Origin of the sequence: Enterobacter cloacae complex sp. IR53030 (genome assembly GCF_049238365.1) — a bacterium.
GTDB classification, from domain to species: domain Bacteria; phylum Pseudomonadota; class Gammaproteobacteria; order Enterobacterales; family Enterobacteriaceae; genus Enterobacter; species Enterobacter kobei.
Genome location: NZ_JBMKHA010000032.1, coordinates 1 through 13,954 on the forward strand (window position 1 = coordinate 1; position 13,954 = coordinate 13,954).

Sequence of the window (13,954 nt, forward strand, 5' to 3'; positions counted from 1 at the left end):
GGCGTTGAGATGGTAATGCCAGGCGACAACATCAAGATGGTTGTGACTCTGATCCACCCAATCGCGATGGACGACGGTCTGCGTTTCGCAATCCGTGAAGGCGGCCGTACCGTTGGCGCGGGCGTTGTTGCTAAAGTTCTGGGCTAATTAATTATCCCCGAATTAAAAAAGGACGCTTCGGCGTCCTTTTTTGTTTTTTGCTGCTCAGGTGTTGTCACAAACTTTCGCATTTTTTGCCTGCACCCGCCCCGTATTCTGGCGTTTGTGCTATTGTAATTATAACCATTCTCACTTACACTTTGCGCATAATTTGAACGGGAGTCTCTATGTACGTTTGTTTATGTAATGGTGTAAGCGACAAAAAAATACGTCAGGCCGTTCGCCAGTTTCAGCCACAGTCATTTCAGCAGCTTCGCAAATTTGTTCCGGTTGGAAATCAATGCGGTAAATGTGTACGTGCTGCACGTGAAATCATGCAGGACGAGTTGATGCAGATCCCGGAATACAAAGAGATCGCGTAAGCGCCCATCTTTTTTTTGACATCCCCGTAGCCCGATCTACGCTTCAATGAGTGGAAGCGGAGGGACTATATAATGAAAGGTGATGTTAAAATCATAAGTTATCTCAATAAATTATTGGGAAATGAGCTTGTCGCAATCAACCAGTACTTTCTTCATGCGAGAATGTTCAAAAACTGGGGACTTAAACGTCTGAACGACGTTGAGTACCATGAATCTATAGATGAGATGAAACACGCCGATAAATATATCGAGCGCATTTTATTCCTTGAAGGTATTCCAAACCTGCAGGATCTCGGCAAGCTGGGTATCGGTGAAGATGTCGAGGAGATGCTACGTTCCGACCTCAGGCTGGAACTTGAAGGTGCCAAAGATCTCCGTGAAGCCATTGCCTATGCCGACAGCGTTTTTGATTATGTCAGCCGTGACATGATGATTGAGATCCTTGCCGATGAAGAAGGCCATATAGACTGGCTGGAAACCGAGTTGGATTTGATCGATAAGCTGGGTATTCAAAACTATCTGCAGGCGCAAATCCGCGAAGAAAAAGAGTAGTTGATACAGGAAGGAAACCCTCCTTCCTGCCTCCTCACAGCGTTGCCCAGCAGAAACAGCCCCAGCCGCTCAGTGCCAGTGCCGGACCGAAAGGTATCGGGTCACCGAAATGCCCTTTTTTTACCCACAGCAGAAGCCCGTAAAAGATCCCTGCGATTGACGCTACGTAAAGGATCACGGGTACCTCTCGCCAGCCGCACCAGGCGCCCACTGCCGCAAGCATCTTGAAATCCCCGTAACCGATCCCTTCTTTGTGACAGATTAAGCGGACCAGCCAGTAGAGCAGCCACAGAATTAAATAGCCGGCAGCGGCACCCACAATGGCGTCCTGGGAGGAAACAGGGCCAAAAAAGGCATTAAACAACAGGCCAACCCACAGTAACGGTAGCGTGAGCTTGTCGGGTAAAAGGTAATGCTGCAGATCGATCACGCTGAGTGCGAGTACAAACCAAAAGAACAGAAAAAGCGCCAGTGACATTATCATTGATGCTGGATGGAGGGCATAGCAAATGACGGCCATCATCGCACAAAGCCCTTCCAGCAAGGGATAGCGTGTTGAAACAGGCTGGCCGCAGTGGCGACATTTCCCTTTGAGAAGCATCCAGCCGAGCAGGGGAACCGTGTCGTACCAGAACAGTGGGGTTTGACACTGGCAGCACCGGGAGCCAGAGAACGTAAACTCTGACGTTGAACCCGCCTCGCCTGTCGAAGACGGTCGTAAAATCTCGGCAGGCAAACGCCAGGTGAGTATACCCATTGCGGTTCCTGACAGCAGGCCAATGATGAGAAACAGAGTAACCAGTGAGCTATCCATTTTATTTCACTCCGAGCGTCAGGCGCGTCAGGATTATAGTGTCCGTACCCTGTTCACTGGTGTGGAATTCAAGTTCCGCAATCCGCAGACCGTAGTCTCCCTGTAGCACCGCCAGCCAGTTCATAAAAGCGTCCATCCTGAGAGCGTCGGCCGATACAGTCAGTTCTCCGCTATCGGTGCGCTGGAGTTTTGCGGCAGTGCCCAGCATGTGCAAACTGCTTTTAACCTGATTCTCCAGGGAGCCTGATGGTCTCTTTTCCGGAAGAAGAGCCGCAGCCGAAACCTGTTTCTGCAACCACTGCAGATCGCGTTGCACCTTAGCATAGCGGGATTGCATGGTGTCCGTAGCCTGCTTCAGGGGCTGGTAGAGCCCAAACCAGAAAAGAATGCTGACACCGCAGACAAGCAGTGCGAGTAGCAGCCGCTGTTCACGCGGATCTTTTTGGTGAAACCATTCCTGAGCGCGTTTAATCATTTCGAATCGTCCATAATCCCTGTTCATGTTTATCGACTTTGAGTGAGTAGCCAGCCATTTTTTGATTTAAAAACGCCTGGATCTGTTGGTCATCGCGGGTAGAAATAAAAAGACGTAAATCATTACGTGCCGGGTTATAACTCAACCCTTCCAGCGCCAGTTCCGGGAAAGCGGACAGATGAGCCTGAAGCTGTTGTAAGAGCAAATAGGGGGCAGGCGATCGTTGCTGTAGCTGCCTGGGTAAATAGGTACGCAGATTACGGGTATGCCTGTTTTCTGGAATATAACGTTGCCATTGCTGCGTCAGTGTGTGGCTCAGCTGTTTTTCATACTCCCGAAGTTGCAAATACACGACAGCCTGAGCCAGACACGCACTCACGGCTAACAGGAAAATGCTGCAAAGCGCCATGCGTTTGATATTGGTGGTCCAGAAAGAGCGCGGGGCAGGCGGGCGCATTTTCCCGTGCAAAAGGTTAGCGGGTGGTTCCTGTGGATGGAGTATCAAACTATGACATGCGGGACGCGTTTCCTTCGCGGAAAGGCCAGCTGGCAGTGGACCGTAGCTGACAACCTCTTGCGGGGGATAATGCGTTAGCAGCTGTGCCAGCCAGGGTTCTGTCAAATGGGCAACACTGTTCTCATGCGTTCTGAGCAACCATCCACCGCTGTCTGATAATACCGTCCAGCCGCTTTCACAGGCTGGCAAGCGAAGGGCGTCAATCGTCGCATGCGTGACGTTAAAACCAGCCCCGGCAAAGAGACGAAGCTGGGACATAAGCCAGCCGGCGTCAACGCCAATGACGGAAACTCGCGTTCCCTCCCGAGAGAGTAGCGTCCAGTGCAGCGAGGGCATGCCTTCGTCCAGTGTTTCATCCGCAAGCCACTGAAGTTTTTGATCGGTCAGTTCGTAATTTTCGTCTGGGATGACGATTATTCTGCTCGTTGCCTTTTGGGCCGGAATAACGAGATGAGTGCATCCTGATGCCGGACGTGCGGCAATCTCCGGCAACTGTTCTGTTGTCAGACTCTGAACCTGGCTGTAGCCACATCCATCATATTCCACCCATTCAAGGGCATTCGGCGTCGATCCAGAAAGGCGGATAAGCAGTTTCGTCGCAGGGACGTTAACTGCTTTATTGTTCGCTACTGCCATCCGTAAGCTGGCGTAAATAGAGTTTGAGTGTTTTAGTTTTTTCGTCATAAATGAAAAATGTGCGCATACCAAAGGTAAGGTCACCCTCATGAACCGTGGATGTGGTCAAAAAATAACTGCTGCTGGTTGTAATCTGTTTTTTAAGCGAATCCACCAGCGGTTTTGCTGCGCTGAAATCCTGTTGGGCCTGGTAAAGAAAATCCTCTACCTTTTCCCAGCCATTTACAGGACGTTTTTTCAGGAGCATTTTTGCATCTGACAAGCTGATATTGTTGAGGAAGAGGGCTGCCAGAAGCGGCGCTTGCTGCTCAGTAAGGGTATTGATATTAATGGCGAGGTCACTGCTGAATCGGGTGCAGATAAAAGGGGCGAGTTTTTGATAAAGCGCGTCAGTCATCCCTTTAATTTTGCGCACTTCTGTGGGTAAAAAGAGCACCTGACCGGCGGTCAGGTAGCCTGGCTGACTATGTTGATAGTATTCGTCTTCTGCACCTTTAACGCGCGTTGAGTCGTTATCATCGATGTAGTCTGCGATGGATTGTGCGATCTCTTCTGCCCGGTATTTTTCAACGGCGAGCTTCTCCAGTAGGGCGTAAAACACGCTGATTTCATACGGTGGCGTCGCCAGTGGTTCTTCCGGCGTATTCTTCAGTGCGTTCAGGTTGTAGCAATGGTGCAGATCGTTTATCTGCCAGCTGACGTCGGTGTCGTCGCCAGGACTCTCCGAGTGGGTGAGTACGTCTCGAGGCTTCTCCTGAAAACGTGCCATAGATTGTGCTTCAGCGTAGAGCAGAGCGTATTTCCCCTGCAGGCTATCATTGATGCGCCGGGTGCGCTGGAGCTGAACCTGAAAACTTATCGTCATCTCTGCTGCCAGCGCAGCCATCAGCGCCAGAATCATTAAAACGATCAGCAATGCAGAACCTTTTTGCGCGTTCATTGCGTCGCACCTGCAGGTTGGCTGGCGGCTTTTTTTTCCGGAAACCAGCCGGGCAGGACAACGTGTCGGGTTATTTCCGCTTTACCGTCACGCTCCAGCGTTATCGTGGCTGTCGTTGACACGCTCTTTTCATCCGCTGGCGTCATTGTTGCAGAAAAATGGGAGACATGATCCAGCAGGGGCTGTGGTGCCACGTCCTTTTCACTGTCGGATGAGTAGCGTACTGCACGGAATAATGTGTCGTTTTCGACATACCAGTGGACGGTCGTCAAAACGAACGTTGCCCCAAAAGGCATTGCGGGATCCCGGGTTTGTGTTGTGAAAATTACGCTCTCTTTTTCACTCAAGAAGGGGAGCGGTGTTTGCCGGTTTTTCCGCGGGACATACTGCATTAAATCATTTTCAAGCATGAGCACGGTGTGCTGGATGGCCTCAAAATCATCGCCAGTCTTCTTGGCTCGCTGGTACTGTTCGGTTGCCTGGGAGAACACCTGAGAGGCCAGAAAGCTGAGCGTTGAGAAAATGACGATCGCCAGCATCACTTCCAGAAGCGTAAAGCCGTTGGGGACTTTACTCATGCTTCGCCTCCGTTTTCTTACTATCTGAAGACCAGGCATACAGGCTGAGGGTTCGGCCATCAGACGTTATCACCCTGGCCTCTTTCTGAAGCAAAGGAGACGAACTTTTTTTCCCTTCAACCAGTTGCCAGGAGAAGGTCTCATTTAATTGAGAAGAGGCTCCCTCTTTGGCGGCGAGTTGTCCGTAAGTCGAGGTCACGAGTACGTTGTCTGCAACCCAAAGCGCTAGCGTTTCCTGTTTTAACGTTTCCAGCGCTGAAAGCTGCCATTGCATACTGGTGAGGAGTGCAATAATGGCGGTCGCAAAAATAGCCATTGCCAGCAAGACTTCAAGCAGCAGCATTCCGCTTTGTTGTTTCATTGCGGTTCCTTAAAGCTAATGACCTCAAGCGGCAGCGCGCCGTGTGATTGCAGGATGGCGATTTTTTCGCCATCTTCAGCGTTGAAAACCACTGAAAAGGGAGTGACTTGTCCATCGGGCAGGATGACGATTTGCGGTTTGGCCTCCTCCGACGAGGGTGTCACGTCAGGCCTGGTCGGTGCGTCCCAATCGCCGCGTAACGGCAAATTGTCATTGTTTGCTATTTCCTGCCACTGCCATTCACCGGTGCGATCCTTTTTCGGTGCATAGAAAAGCCAGCCGTCAGTAGTGAGCTGAAGGCCGACGGTATGTTTTTCCAGTAGCGCCACGTCTGACATGTATTTTGCTGTCTGTCTGAGGACATCGATCTGCCGCAGTAGCTTTCCGGTAGCGCTCAGCCTGTCACTTTGCATAGCGACAACGCCCGCTGCCGCCAGGGCGATGATGACCATAACCAGCATCACCTCCAGCAGTGTGAATCCTTTCTGATGGGCCATTTTTAGCGTGACTTTTTATCGTTATCCCAGTTGTGGATATCATCCTCGGTGCCGGTTTCAGCATCAGGACCTGTGGACATGATATCGATCGCGCCATGCTCACCCGGGCTAATCAGGATGTAGTCATTCCCCCACGGATCGGCGGGCAGACGGCGGATATAACCGTCCGGGTTGTAGTTTTCAGCCCGGGGAGCTTGCGCTGGGGCGGTAATAAGCGCCTCCAGGCCTTGTTCTGTTGTGGGATAACGATGATTATCCAGCTTGTACATATCCAGCGCATTTTCGAGAGCAATAATATCGCTGGCGGCTTTTTGCCGGTCTGCCCGATCCTTATTGCCCATTAAGTTAGGCACCACCAGGCTGGCCAGAACCCCCATAATCACGATGACGACCATCAATTCCATAAGCGTGAAACCACGCTGCCTTTCCTTCTTCAGCGCTTCCATGATTTTTCCTTAATTCATCAATGAGTTGAGTTGTAAGATGGGCTGCATGATCGAGACAACGATAAACAAAACGATCGCTGCCATGACAACAATCAGCGCCGGTTCAAAAATCGCCAGGGTCAGCGAAATGCGGTTTTGCAGCTGCACCTCCTGGTTATTTGTTGCACGCTGCATGAGTTCCCCGAGCTGGCCGCTTTTTTCCCCGGAAGCAATCATGTAAATCATCATGGGAGGGAATATCTGCGTCTGCTTCAGTGACTGACTGATGCTATTTCCCTGACGTACGCTTTCTGCTGCGTCGCTGAGCCGCCGGCCTATCTCCCGATTGCCAACGCCTTCCGCCGAGAGTGACATCCCCTCCAGGAGGGGGATACCGCTGCGATTGAGAATACTCAGGGCGCGCAGATAACGGGCGCTATTGATCGCGCAGACCAGCGGGGAGGTCATGCGAAACGTAATCAGCAAACGATGAAAGCGATGTCGGTTTTCTCCACGCTTCAGCCAGAAAGAGAACAGCGCTCCTCCACAGATAAGCGTCAGTGCGATCCAGGGACCATATGTCGACAGAAAGTGACTCATCGCCAGTAACGTACGGGTGGAAAGCGGTAGCTCGTGCTTAAGATGAGTGAACTGCGCGGCGACCTTCGGTACCACCGTGGTAAGCAAAATGATAACCACCAGAATGGCGACCGTGGTGAGCAGGGCAGGGTAAATCAACGCCTGTGTGAGTTTGCTGCGCATTTGCTGACGTGCTTCATTATATTCGGCCAGCCTTTCAAGAACGGTGCCCAGTTGGCCGACCGTCTCTCCCGCTTTTACCAGGGTGCAAAAGACCGTATCAAACAGACGAGGGTGGGCTTGCATGGCCACAGAGAGGGGCTGTCCCTCCAGAACGGCGAGATGCAGAGAAGTGATGACGTCGGCCAGTTTTTTATTTTCTTTTTGCTGTTGAACAACGGCGAGCGCTTCATCCAGCGGCAACGCCGCCGCGATCAGCGTCGCCAGCTGACGCGTAAAAAGCGTTAATTCGCTGTGGCTGATTCGTGTCGAAAAAGCCCTGAGGGCAACCTTGGGTCGCTGCCGTTTTAGCGTTTGCGGTAATAACCCCTGGCTACGCAACTGCGCGACCATCTCTCTTTCACTCGCGGCCTCACTCAGCCCCGTATGGCGGTTTCCCCGCGCGTCCGTTGCCGTCCAGTGAAATTTCATTGGCGCCCATCCGCTGGAGTCTGACCTTCAGAGGTCACCCGCAGAATTTCTTCAAGTGAGGTCATCCCTTCTGCCGCTACGCGAAGACCGTTTGCCAGCAGGCTGAGGTGATGACGACGCTGGATCTGTTCCAGCTGCCTTTCATGACGCTCATTGTGAATAGCGTCACGCAGTTCTGGTGTCGCGAGTAACAGTTCATGGATCGCCATACGCCCCTGATAGCCGCTTTGTCTGCAAGCGGGGCAGCCTTTTGCTTGCCAGAGTTGGGATGCATTTATCCCGTGGGCTTGCAGAAGCTGTAGTTTCTGAGGCCGCACGGCGTGAGCCGTTTTACAGTGGGGGCATAGCCGTCTGACCAGACGTTGGGCAATCACCCCAACGAGCGAGGAAGAGAGAAGGAACGGCTCAACGCCCATATCCCGTAATCGCGTTACGGCACCGCACGCGCTATTGGTGTGGAGAGTGGAAAGCACCAGATGCCCGGTCAAAGAAGCCTGAACCGCAATTTGAGCGGTTTCGTTATCGCGAATTTCTCCTACCATGACGACATCAGGATCCTGACGTAAAATAGCGCGTAGTCCGCGGGAAAATGACATATCTACGCGGCTATTAACCTGGGTTTGTCCGATACCTTCCAGTTCGTATTCAATTGGGTCCTCTACCGTAAGCACATTGCGTTCGGGGCTATTTAGCGCGGAGAGAATGGCGTAGAGCGTGGTGCTTTTCCCGGAGCCCGTTGGCCCCGTGACCAGAATAATACCGTGGGGAAGGGCAAGCAGATTCTTCAGACTGTGTGTGTCTGCCGCTGACATATCCAGTTTATCGATGGATAAGCGCAGACTACTTTTATCCAACAGACGCAGAACAACACGTTCGCCATGCTGCGACGGGAGCGTCGACACACGGACATCCACATTTCGCTGACCAATTTTTAAGGTAATGCGTCCATCCTGCGGCAGCCTTTTTTCGGCAATATCCAGTTTGGCCATGATTTTGATACGTGAGATGAGTAAGGCCGCCAGTTTTTTATTCGGCTGAACCACCGGGCGCAAGATGCCATCAACCCGGAAGCGGATACTCATCGCTTTTTCAAATACTTCAATATGAATATCTGAGGCGTGTTCTTTAATTGCTTCGCTGAGCACGGCATTAATAAGCCTGATAACCGGCGCGTCCGACTGCTCGTTCAGCAGATCTTCATTCGTTGGGATCTCTTCAGAGAGAGTATTGAGATCGTCCGAGTTATTAATATCTTCGGCAATTAACTGGGCTGACCCGCTGTTCTGTTGGTAAATAAGCTCCAGCTTTTCGGCAAACTGCTGCGGGGGGAGCCGGGTAAAACAGGTGCACTCTGGCGCAACGGATGCGAACTCGAGCAGATGCTCAAGTGTGGCATCTGTCGAGTAGAAGAGAGTCTCTCCTTGTAAGGCAATGCCATAGCGCTGCGCTTTTTTCCATGCGTGCTGACTCATTCCGTTCGACCTTCCCTGAACGGATTTTTAGCGTCCGGTGTCGCCGTTGCATTATTAAAAGCCCGATCTTCAAGCTCTTTGATGTTATCGACGTTAATCAGTGTTTCACTTTGCTTTTCACGTCTCTCTTTTTGCAGATCTTTGAAATTAGTGTATTTCTCACGTGAGAGTGAACGATAGACCTCATCGTCTCTGATAATGGTCGGGCGGATAAAGACCATCAGGTTACGTTTGCTTTTCTCATTGGATGTGTAGCGGAAAAGCTGTCCCACCAAAGGGATATCGCCCAGCAGGGGAACTTTTGAAACTTCTTGCTTACTGGCGTCATCCATTAAACCGCCAAGCACAACGGTTTCGCCACTTTTCACCAGGACGGCATTCTGTATTGTTCGGGTGTTGAAGGTTGGGCCGAGCGAGGAAGAGCTTGTCGATGTGTCGACGCTGGAAACCTCTTGCTCGATCTCCATCAGAACAGAATCACCCTCGTTAATCTGCGGGGTGACTTTTAACTTGGTCCCCACCGTCTTACGCTCGACGGTATTGTAAATATTATCGCCGGAGGTCGTCTGGGAACCGGAAAGTACGGGCACATCCTGCCCGACGTTGAAGGCTGCTTCTTTATTATCAAGCGTAACGATGCTGGGCGTAGACAGGATGTCGTTTTTGTTGTCGGTATTGAGTGCTGTGAGGAGCACCCCCCAGTCGCCGTTGAAAAAACCTGCCGCAAGGCCGTTATAATTACTGAAGAGGTTGTAAGCTGGGTTATCGCTGGTGATCCCTCCGTTTGCTTTGAATTCACCCACGCCCTGTGCCGCGTTAAAGATTGGCAGGCCAGTTTTGGTAAACTGTTGTCCACCAACGTTTTTCTCAGCCCACTGCACACCCAGGTTCAGACCTTTACCGTCCTGCACTTCAACGATAATCGCTTCCACCAGAACCTGTGCACGACGAATATCCAGCTTAGCGATAACCTCATCGAGTTGCTGGAGAATACCCTGATCGGCGGTCACAACCAGTGAGTTGGTTTGTTCATCTGCAGTAATAGAGATATCGCGGCTGCTGCTGGCTGCCGTATTGGTTGTGCCACTTTTGCCCTCTTTCAGTTTTTGCGTGACACCGGTTAAAACGTCAACAAGCTTATCCGCTTTGGCATATTTCAGGTACCATACCCGCGTGTTTCCTTGCCCTTGCTCCTGGGTATCAAGACGTTTTACCAACTCAGTAATTCTTGCGCGGGCGCGTTCTGAGCCTCTGATAATCAGCGCATTGCTTCTTTTATCGGCAACGATGTGCGTCTGGAGTGTCGCAGGTTGTGCCTCTTTTGCGTTCTCACGCGACAGCGTGTTAAGGACATCGGCAAGATCGACAGCGGAAGCATATTTCAGCGGGATAATTTGCTCTTGCTCGTCACCCATGACATCGACACGTTTAATGACTTCCAGCATGCGATTGACGGTTGATGCTTTGCCGGTAATGACCAGCGCATTAGAGGGCTCATAATGCGAGACGTTACCGACATTACCGCCATCGAGCATTTGACGAAGCAGAGGAGACAGCGATCGCGCTGGAACATTTTCCAGAGAAACAATACGTGTCACCAGTTCATCACCCTTGCCGGGTTGCGTATTACTGGTAAGCTTTCCTGGAAGATTTTTCACGGTTTCTGAACGCACGACTTTCAGCAGGCCATTATCAAGAGTGATAAGTGAAAAGCCATAAAGGTCGAGTACGCTCAGGAAAAATTGATAGTATTCCTCTTTATTAAAGGTATCTACGCTTCTGACGGAAATGGATGCTTTAACATCGGGATCAATCAGAATCGTTTTCCCCATGTTTTGTCCCACGATGTTGACAAACGTTTGAATGTCCGCACCGTTAAAATTCGCCGTGTAATCAGCTGAATATCCGGGCTTAGCGGTGGCGATGAGCAAAAAAAACAGCGAAAGCGCTTTCAGTCGCTGGCTTGCGGAGGTTCCATCCATTTATTTATCCTGACCGTCCTGGAATTGTTGAACGGCAACATTAATTAGTTTTGGTGATGCATTTCGCAAGAGGGTAATCTGCGCCGTCTGCAGATGTCTAAGTGCCTCCTGCGCATGGGTTATATTCGCCTGTTGCGTTAAAGACATATTGTTAAGCTGAATAGCAATGTCACCAGGTGCAATGGCTGTCCGTGAAAATAATTCTGTATTACCGCGAGGTAAAAGGCGCAATCCTCGCAAGACATTTTTATCAACGACAGGAATCGCTTCAATAAAATCTGACAATGTGACATCTGTTGGTGCCGGCTGCTCGTTCACTTTTTCTGGCGTTGCGGCAGGTGGCGTCAGTTCGGTAAACAGCGTAAGCTGCGCGGTGTTTCCGCCTGAGGAGAAAAACACCTGGTTCTTAGTGATATCAATGATGCGCGTGCTGTTGGATGATTTAAGCACATCATCAATAGAATAGACATTCTGTTCCCCCCCTTCCTGCAGAATGGCCCGGGACGATAATTTATCCGAACTATGAATAATACCGCTTAAATGGATATTGGACAGAGTATCTACGTTGCCACTCACTAATGGGGGCGCGTCAATGCGATTATTGGCTGACGATGATAAATTCCATTTATATTTTTCATTGAAATTATTCAATGGCGTGATGATATCCTCATTAATCAGCGACGCTTTGTTATTACCCCACTGTATATATGCTGAGTAAATGAAAATAAAGATACCCATAGCGCTAGTCAATATAATCATAAGGCTCAGGGTGCGATACGATAACGCATTTTTCACTAAGGGAGAGATGGTTGCCATGAAATCACTTTTAAGAATGACTAAGAGTGAACGTGTTTCTTGTTTAAGTCCGTCATAATATAATCAGTCATTGGCACGCAGCAAGTCATATGCAATATATATCCCTGTTTTAGGAATAGAATAATTTTCGAGGTAATGCGGCTATTCATGGATGAGCTAAATACTTTTTATACTACGCGGCATTGTCTGATTCGGGACAGCATGTTTTCCACGTTAATTCAGGAACAATGGCTAATATTACAGGGCGGTAAAGGGTCAGGAAAAAGTGTGCTTGCGCAAGGGGTGTTTAGCGCGTGGCCTTATCGCGCGCTCACCATCAGCCCTTTGAACCGAAAAGGTTACCTGTGGGAGTGGGTGATTATTGCGGATTCGCAGACGGATAACAGTCTGGCGGGAAAAATATTCCCTGTTGAGAAGCTCTGGGAGGAACTGTACAGCGCGGGGACCGTGACACACGGCAGTATGCCGCTGTTTGTCCTGGAAGATGGACACCGAATCTCAAAGGGGCTTGTTTCAACGATTCTGGCGTTTATGACCATGATGCCGCAAGCCCGATTGCTACTTACAGGGATATTCAACCGTCGTCAGCAGCGCGAGTTACGGGTATTACAGCCCGTATGGTTTGAGATACCCGCGCCGGACAGTAAAGATTACCGCAAGGTGATCTCCTCTCATGCAGGCATTGGCCCTGAGACAACCAACACTCTTCCGGAACAATTTATCAGACGATGCATGAGACGTTGCGATGGCAATCTTCATCTTGCCGCACGACTGGGAGGGGTTATTCGTCGTAATAAGATGGAGGGGGAGGAACACCCCGCCTCTATTATTGACGCTTCTCTTCAGCGTGAGGCGTTGCGTTACCTGCCCGCACCGGGCCGTCAGGGCGTAACCTGGTTGCTGCTGTTGGTGTTAACGGTGTTATGTGGTGGAGGAGGCGCATACTTCGCCAGGCCTCTTTCCCGCTGGCTGCCACCGCTCACAACGTTGCTTCCTGTAGAATTCTCAAGACCTGTCTCAACTCATGCGCGACTGATGGCAGAGACGATGTCTACCAATGAATCGCTCAGTTTACTGTTTAGCGTCTGGGGGTATGAGGTAGACAAAGGGGAAGCCTGGTGCGATCAGGCATACCGGGGCGGGATGGCCTGCCTTTCCGGCACCGAAACGCTTGAAACACTGTTGTCTGACGGACTTCCCTGGGTCGCCACCCTGGAAGTTGATAGCGCCAGTTTCCCTGTCGTCGTGATCGGGGGAGGAGAGAACACGCTTACCGTGCTGTCAGGAAATCAAACATGGATCCTTGATAAGGCATGGTTCAGCCATGTCTGGACAGGGAATGTGACGCGAATGTGGAAGCCATCGCCCGACGGCAACGCAAGCATAACAAAGAAGAGTAGCACCGATGACATTGTCTGGCTTGATACGATGCTGAGCCGCGTGCTGAATGTCGAGGCGGAAGGGACGGGAGAATGGAGTTCGCTGCTAACTGAGAAGGTCCGCCAGTTTCAGGCGCAAAATAAGATTAAAGTCGATGGTGTGATGGGACAGTTGTCACTTATCAGGCTATGGCAATCCCTGGGTGAAAGTCCAACGTTGATTCAGGAAAGAGGGACGATATGAGCGAGCAAACGGAAACCTCTTTGCAGCCCAAAGTACGCTTTGTCCGGCCAGATATGCCGCGCACGCTTTGGGCGGGGATATGCATCGCATTGTCCTGGCTTTTATATAGTGTGGGTTGCGCGGTCGTCGGGTATTACCTGTACCGCGGGATTGCTCTGCACGCGTCTTCATCACCAGAGCCTCAGCATTATCGGCTTTCTGAGGAGCACTATATCTATAAGAAGCGTCCCTTGCCGGTGCCGGTGCCGGTGGAAGAGACGGATGTTAGTGTGTCGGAGGAAAGCGACGCTGCGCATCCGGTTGCTGCCGGAGAAAAGGGCGATCTTGAAGCGCGTGTTAAGCAGGCGATAGCAGATATTGACCAGTAGTGTACGTGTCTTGCAAAAGGTTGGTTATTATCGACACAGTCGACTTGCATTAAGCCTGTAAATACGTATAATGCGCGGGCTTGTCGTAATTGACGGCTGGTTCGATATGAACCTGGGTAGCGCATTTTGTTACTCAACAATGCTCCC

16 protein-coding genes and 1 pseudogene are annotated in these 13,954 nt (G+C 50.8%); 5 read left to right on the forward strand and 12 right to left on the reverse strand.

What is annotated here, in order from left to right:
• From tuf to bfr, 3 genes and pseudogenes are all read left to right on the forward strand, one after another.
• A pseudogene (tuf, locus tag ACOTXR_RS22745) lies at nucleotides 1–147 on the forward strand (elongation factor Tu); the annotation flags it as partial.
• Nucleotides 148–326: 179 nt separating this feature from the next.
• Nucleotides 327–521 (forward strand): bacterioferritin-associated ferredoxin, encoded by a 195-nt coding sequence (gene bfd, locus ACOTXR_RS22750; protein WP_008503493.1) that lies wholly within the window; start codon nucleotides 327–329, stop codon nucleotides 519–521.
• Between the two features lie 72 nt (nucleotides 522–593).
• Nucleotides 594–1,073, forward strand: a complete 480-nt coding sequence (bfr, locus tag ACOTXR_RS22755) for a bacterioferritin (RefSeq protein WP_014885483.1) — start codon at nucleotides 594–596, stop codon at nucleotides 1,071–1,073.
• Between the two features lie 34 nt (nucleotides 1,074–1,107).
• On the opposite strand, the gene ACOTXR_RS22760 is transcribed toward bfr, so the two are convergent.
• From ACOTXR_RS22760 to gspC, 12 genes are read right to left on the reverse strand one after another with little or no spacing between them, the layout of a single operon-like run.
• Entirely contained in the window at nucleotides 1,108–1,887 is a 780-nt protein-coding gene (locus ACOTXR_RS22760; RefSeq protein ID WP_048339401.1) for a prepilin peptidase, read from the reverse strand.
• 1 nt (nucleotide 1,888) lies between these two features.
• Nucleotides 1,889–2,362, reverse strand: coding sequence for a type II secretion system protein GspM (gspM, locus tag ACOTXR_RS22765; protein WP_172971183.1), 474 nt, complete (start codon nucleotides 2,360–2,362; stop codon nucleotides 1,889–1,891).
• Nucleotides 2,355–3,515, reverse strand: coding sequence for a type II secretion system protein GspL (gspL, locus tag ACOTXR_RS22770; protein ID WP_058690789.1), 1,161 nt, complete (start codon nucleotides 3,513–3,515; stop codon nucleotides 2,355–2,357). Before gspL ends, gspM begins: the two co-directional genes overlap by 8 nt.
• Nucleotides 3,496–4,455 (reverse strand): type II secretion system minor pseudopilin GspK, encoded by a 960-nt coding sequence (gspK, locus tag ACOTXR_RS22775; RefSeq protein WP_023331449.1) that lies wholly within the window; start codon nucleotides 4,453–4,455, stop codon nucleotides 3,496–3,498. Before gspK ends, gspL begins: the two co-directional genes overlap by 20 nt.
• Nucleotides 4,452–5,033 (reverse strand): PulJ/GspJ family protein, encoded by a 582-nt coding sequence (locus tag ACOTXR_RS22780; protein WP_058690790.1) that lies wholly within the window; start codon nucleotides 5,031–5,033, stop codon nucleotides 4,452–4,454. Before ACOTXR_RS22780 ends, gspK begins: the two co-directional genes overlap by 4 nt.
• Nucleotides 5,026–5,394: a type II secretion system minor pseudopilin GspI gene (gene gspI / locus ACOTXR_RS22785; protein ID WP_058690791.1), complete on the reverse strand. Its 369-nt coding sequence runs from the start codon at nucleotides 5,392–5,394 to the stop codon at nucleotides 5,026–5,028. The genes ACOTXR_RS22780 and gspI overlap by 8 nt, the downstream gene beginning before the upstream one ends.
• Nucleotides 5,391–5,891 (reverse strand): type II secretion system minor pseudopilin GspH, encoded by a 501-nt coding sequence (gspH, locus tag ACOTXR_RS22790; RefSeq protein WP_058690792.1) that lies wholly within the window; start codon nucleotides 5,889–5,891, stop codon nucleotides 5,391–5,393. Before gspH ends, gspI begins: the two co-directional genes overlap by 4 nt.
• A 2-nt stretch (nucleotides 5,892–5,893) precedes the next feature.
• Nucleotides 5,894–6,337, reverse strand: a complete 444-nt coding sequence (gene gspG, locus ACOTXR_RS22795) for a type II secretion system major pseudopilin GspG (protein ID WP_058690793.1) — start codon at nucleotides 6,335–6,337, stop codon at nucleotides 5,894–5,896.
• Between the two features lie 9 nt (nucleotides 6,338–6,346).
• Nucleotides 6,347–7,546 carry a type II secretion system inner membrane protein GspF gene (gene gspF, locus ACOTXR_RS22800; protein ID WP_058690794.1) on the reverse strand — a complete coding sequence of 400 codons (1,200 nt, stop codon included), beginning with the start codon at nucleotides 7,544–7,546 and terminating at the stop codon, nucleotides 6,347–6,349.
• Nucleotides 7,543–9,018, reverse strand: coding sequence for a type II secretion system ATPase GspE (gspE, locus tag ACOTXR_RS22805; RefSeq protein WP_058690795.1), 1,476 nt, complete (start codon nucleotides 9,016–9,018; stop codon nucleotides 7,543–7,545). Before gspE ends, gspF begins: the two co-directional genes overlap by 4 nt.
• On the reverse strand, nucleotides 9,015–11,000 hold the full coding sequence (gene gspD, locus ACOTXR_RS22810) for a type II secretion system secretin GspD (protein WP_101706480.1): 1,986 nt from the start codon (nucleotides 10,998–11,000) through the stop codon (nucleotides 9,015–9,017). Before gspD ends, gspE begins: the two co-directional genes overlap by 4 nt.
• Complete coding sequence (gene gspC / locus ACOTXR_RS22815; protein ID WP_072205384.1) at nucleotides 11,001–11,816, reverse strand: type II secretion system protein GspC; 816 nt, start codon at nucleotides 11,814–11,816, stop codon at nucleotides 11,001–11,003. It lies immediately after the preceding gene.
• Nucleotides 11,817–12,083: 267 nt separating this feature from the next.
• Here gspC and ACOTXR_RS22820 point away from each other — a divergent pair, with 267 nt between their 5' ends.
• The gene (locus ACOTXR_RS22820) at nucleotides 12,084–13,439 is read left to right on the forward strand and encodes a peptidoglycan-binding domain-containing protein (RefSeq protein WP_058690797.1); all 1,356 of its coding nucleotides are present in this window, start codon (nucleotides 12,084–12,086) and stop codon (nucleotides 13,437–13,439) included.
• Nucleotides 13,436–13,807 (forward strand): hypothetical protein, encoded by a 372-nt coding sequence (locus ACOTXR_RS22825; protein WP_058690798.1) that lies wholly within the window; start codon nucleotides 13,436–13,438, stop codon nucleotides 13,805–13,807. The genes ACOTXR_RS22820 and ACOTXR_RS22825 overlap by 4 nt, the downstream gene beginning before the upstream one ends.
• Nucleotides 13,808–13,954 lie beyond the last annotated feature (147 nt).

Excerpts from the sequence above, each read along its gene's own strand:
- bfd (WP_008503493.1), top strand. The coding sequence starts at position 327 with ATGTACGTTTGTTTATGTAATGGTGTAAGCGACAAAAAAATACGTCAG.
- bfr (WP_014885483.1), top strand. The coding sequence starts at position 594 with ATGAAAGGTGATGTTAAAATCATAAGTTATCTCAATAAATTATTGGGA.
- ACOTXR_RS22760 (WP_048339401.1), bottom strand. The coding sequence starts at position 1,887 with ATGGATAGCTCACTGGTTACTCTGTTTCTCATCATTGGCCTGCTGTCA.
- gspM (WP_172971183.1), bottom strand. The coding sequence starts at position 2,362 with ATGATTAAACGCGCTCAGGAATGGTTTCACCAAAAAGATCCGCGTGAA.
- gspL (WP_058690789.1), bottom strand. The coding sequence starts at position 3,515 with ATGGCAGTAGCGAACAATAAAGCAGTTAACGTCCCTGCGACGAAACTG.
- gspK (WP_023331449.1), bottom strand. The coding sequence starts at position 4,455 with ATGAACGCGCAAAAAGGTTCTGCATTGCTGATCGTTTTAATGATTCTG.
- ACOTXR_RS22780 (WP_058690790.1), bottom strand. The coding sequence starts at position 5,033 with ATGAGTAAAGTCCCCAACGGCTTTACGCTTCTGGAAGTGATGCTGGCG.
- gspI (WP_058690791.1), bottom strand. The coding sequence starts at position 5,394 with ATGAAACAACAAAGCGGAATGCTGCTGCTTGAAGTCTTGCTGGCAATG.
- gspH (WP_058690792.1), bottom strand. The coding sequence starts at position 5,891 with ATGGCCCATCAGAAAGGATTCACACTGCTGGAGGTGATGCTGGTTATG.
- gspG (WP_058690793.1), bottom strand. The coding sequence starts at position 6,337 with ATGGAAGCGCTGAAGAAGGAAAGGCAGCGTGGTTTCACGCTTATGGAA.
- gspF (WP_058690794.1), bottom strand. The coding sequence starts at position 7,546 with ATGAAATTTCACTGGACGGCAACGGACGCGCGGGGAAACCGCCATACG.
- gspE (WP_058690795.1), bottom strand. The coding sequence starts at position 9,018 with ATGAGTCAGCACGCATGGAAAAAAGCGCAGCGCTATGGCATTGCCTTA.
- gspD (WP_101706480.1), bottom strand. The coding sequence starts at position 11,000 with ATGGATGGAACCTCCGCAAGCCAGCGACTGAAAGCGCTTTCGCTGTTT.
- gspC (WP_072205384.1), bottom strand. The coding sequence starts at position 11,816 with ATGGCAACCATCTCTCCCTTAGTGAAAAATGCGTTATCGTATCGCACC.
- ACOTXR_RS22825 (WP_058690798.1), top strand. The coding sequence starts at position 13,436 with ATGAGCGAGCAAACGGAAACCTCTTTGCAGCCCAAAGTACGCTTTGTC.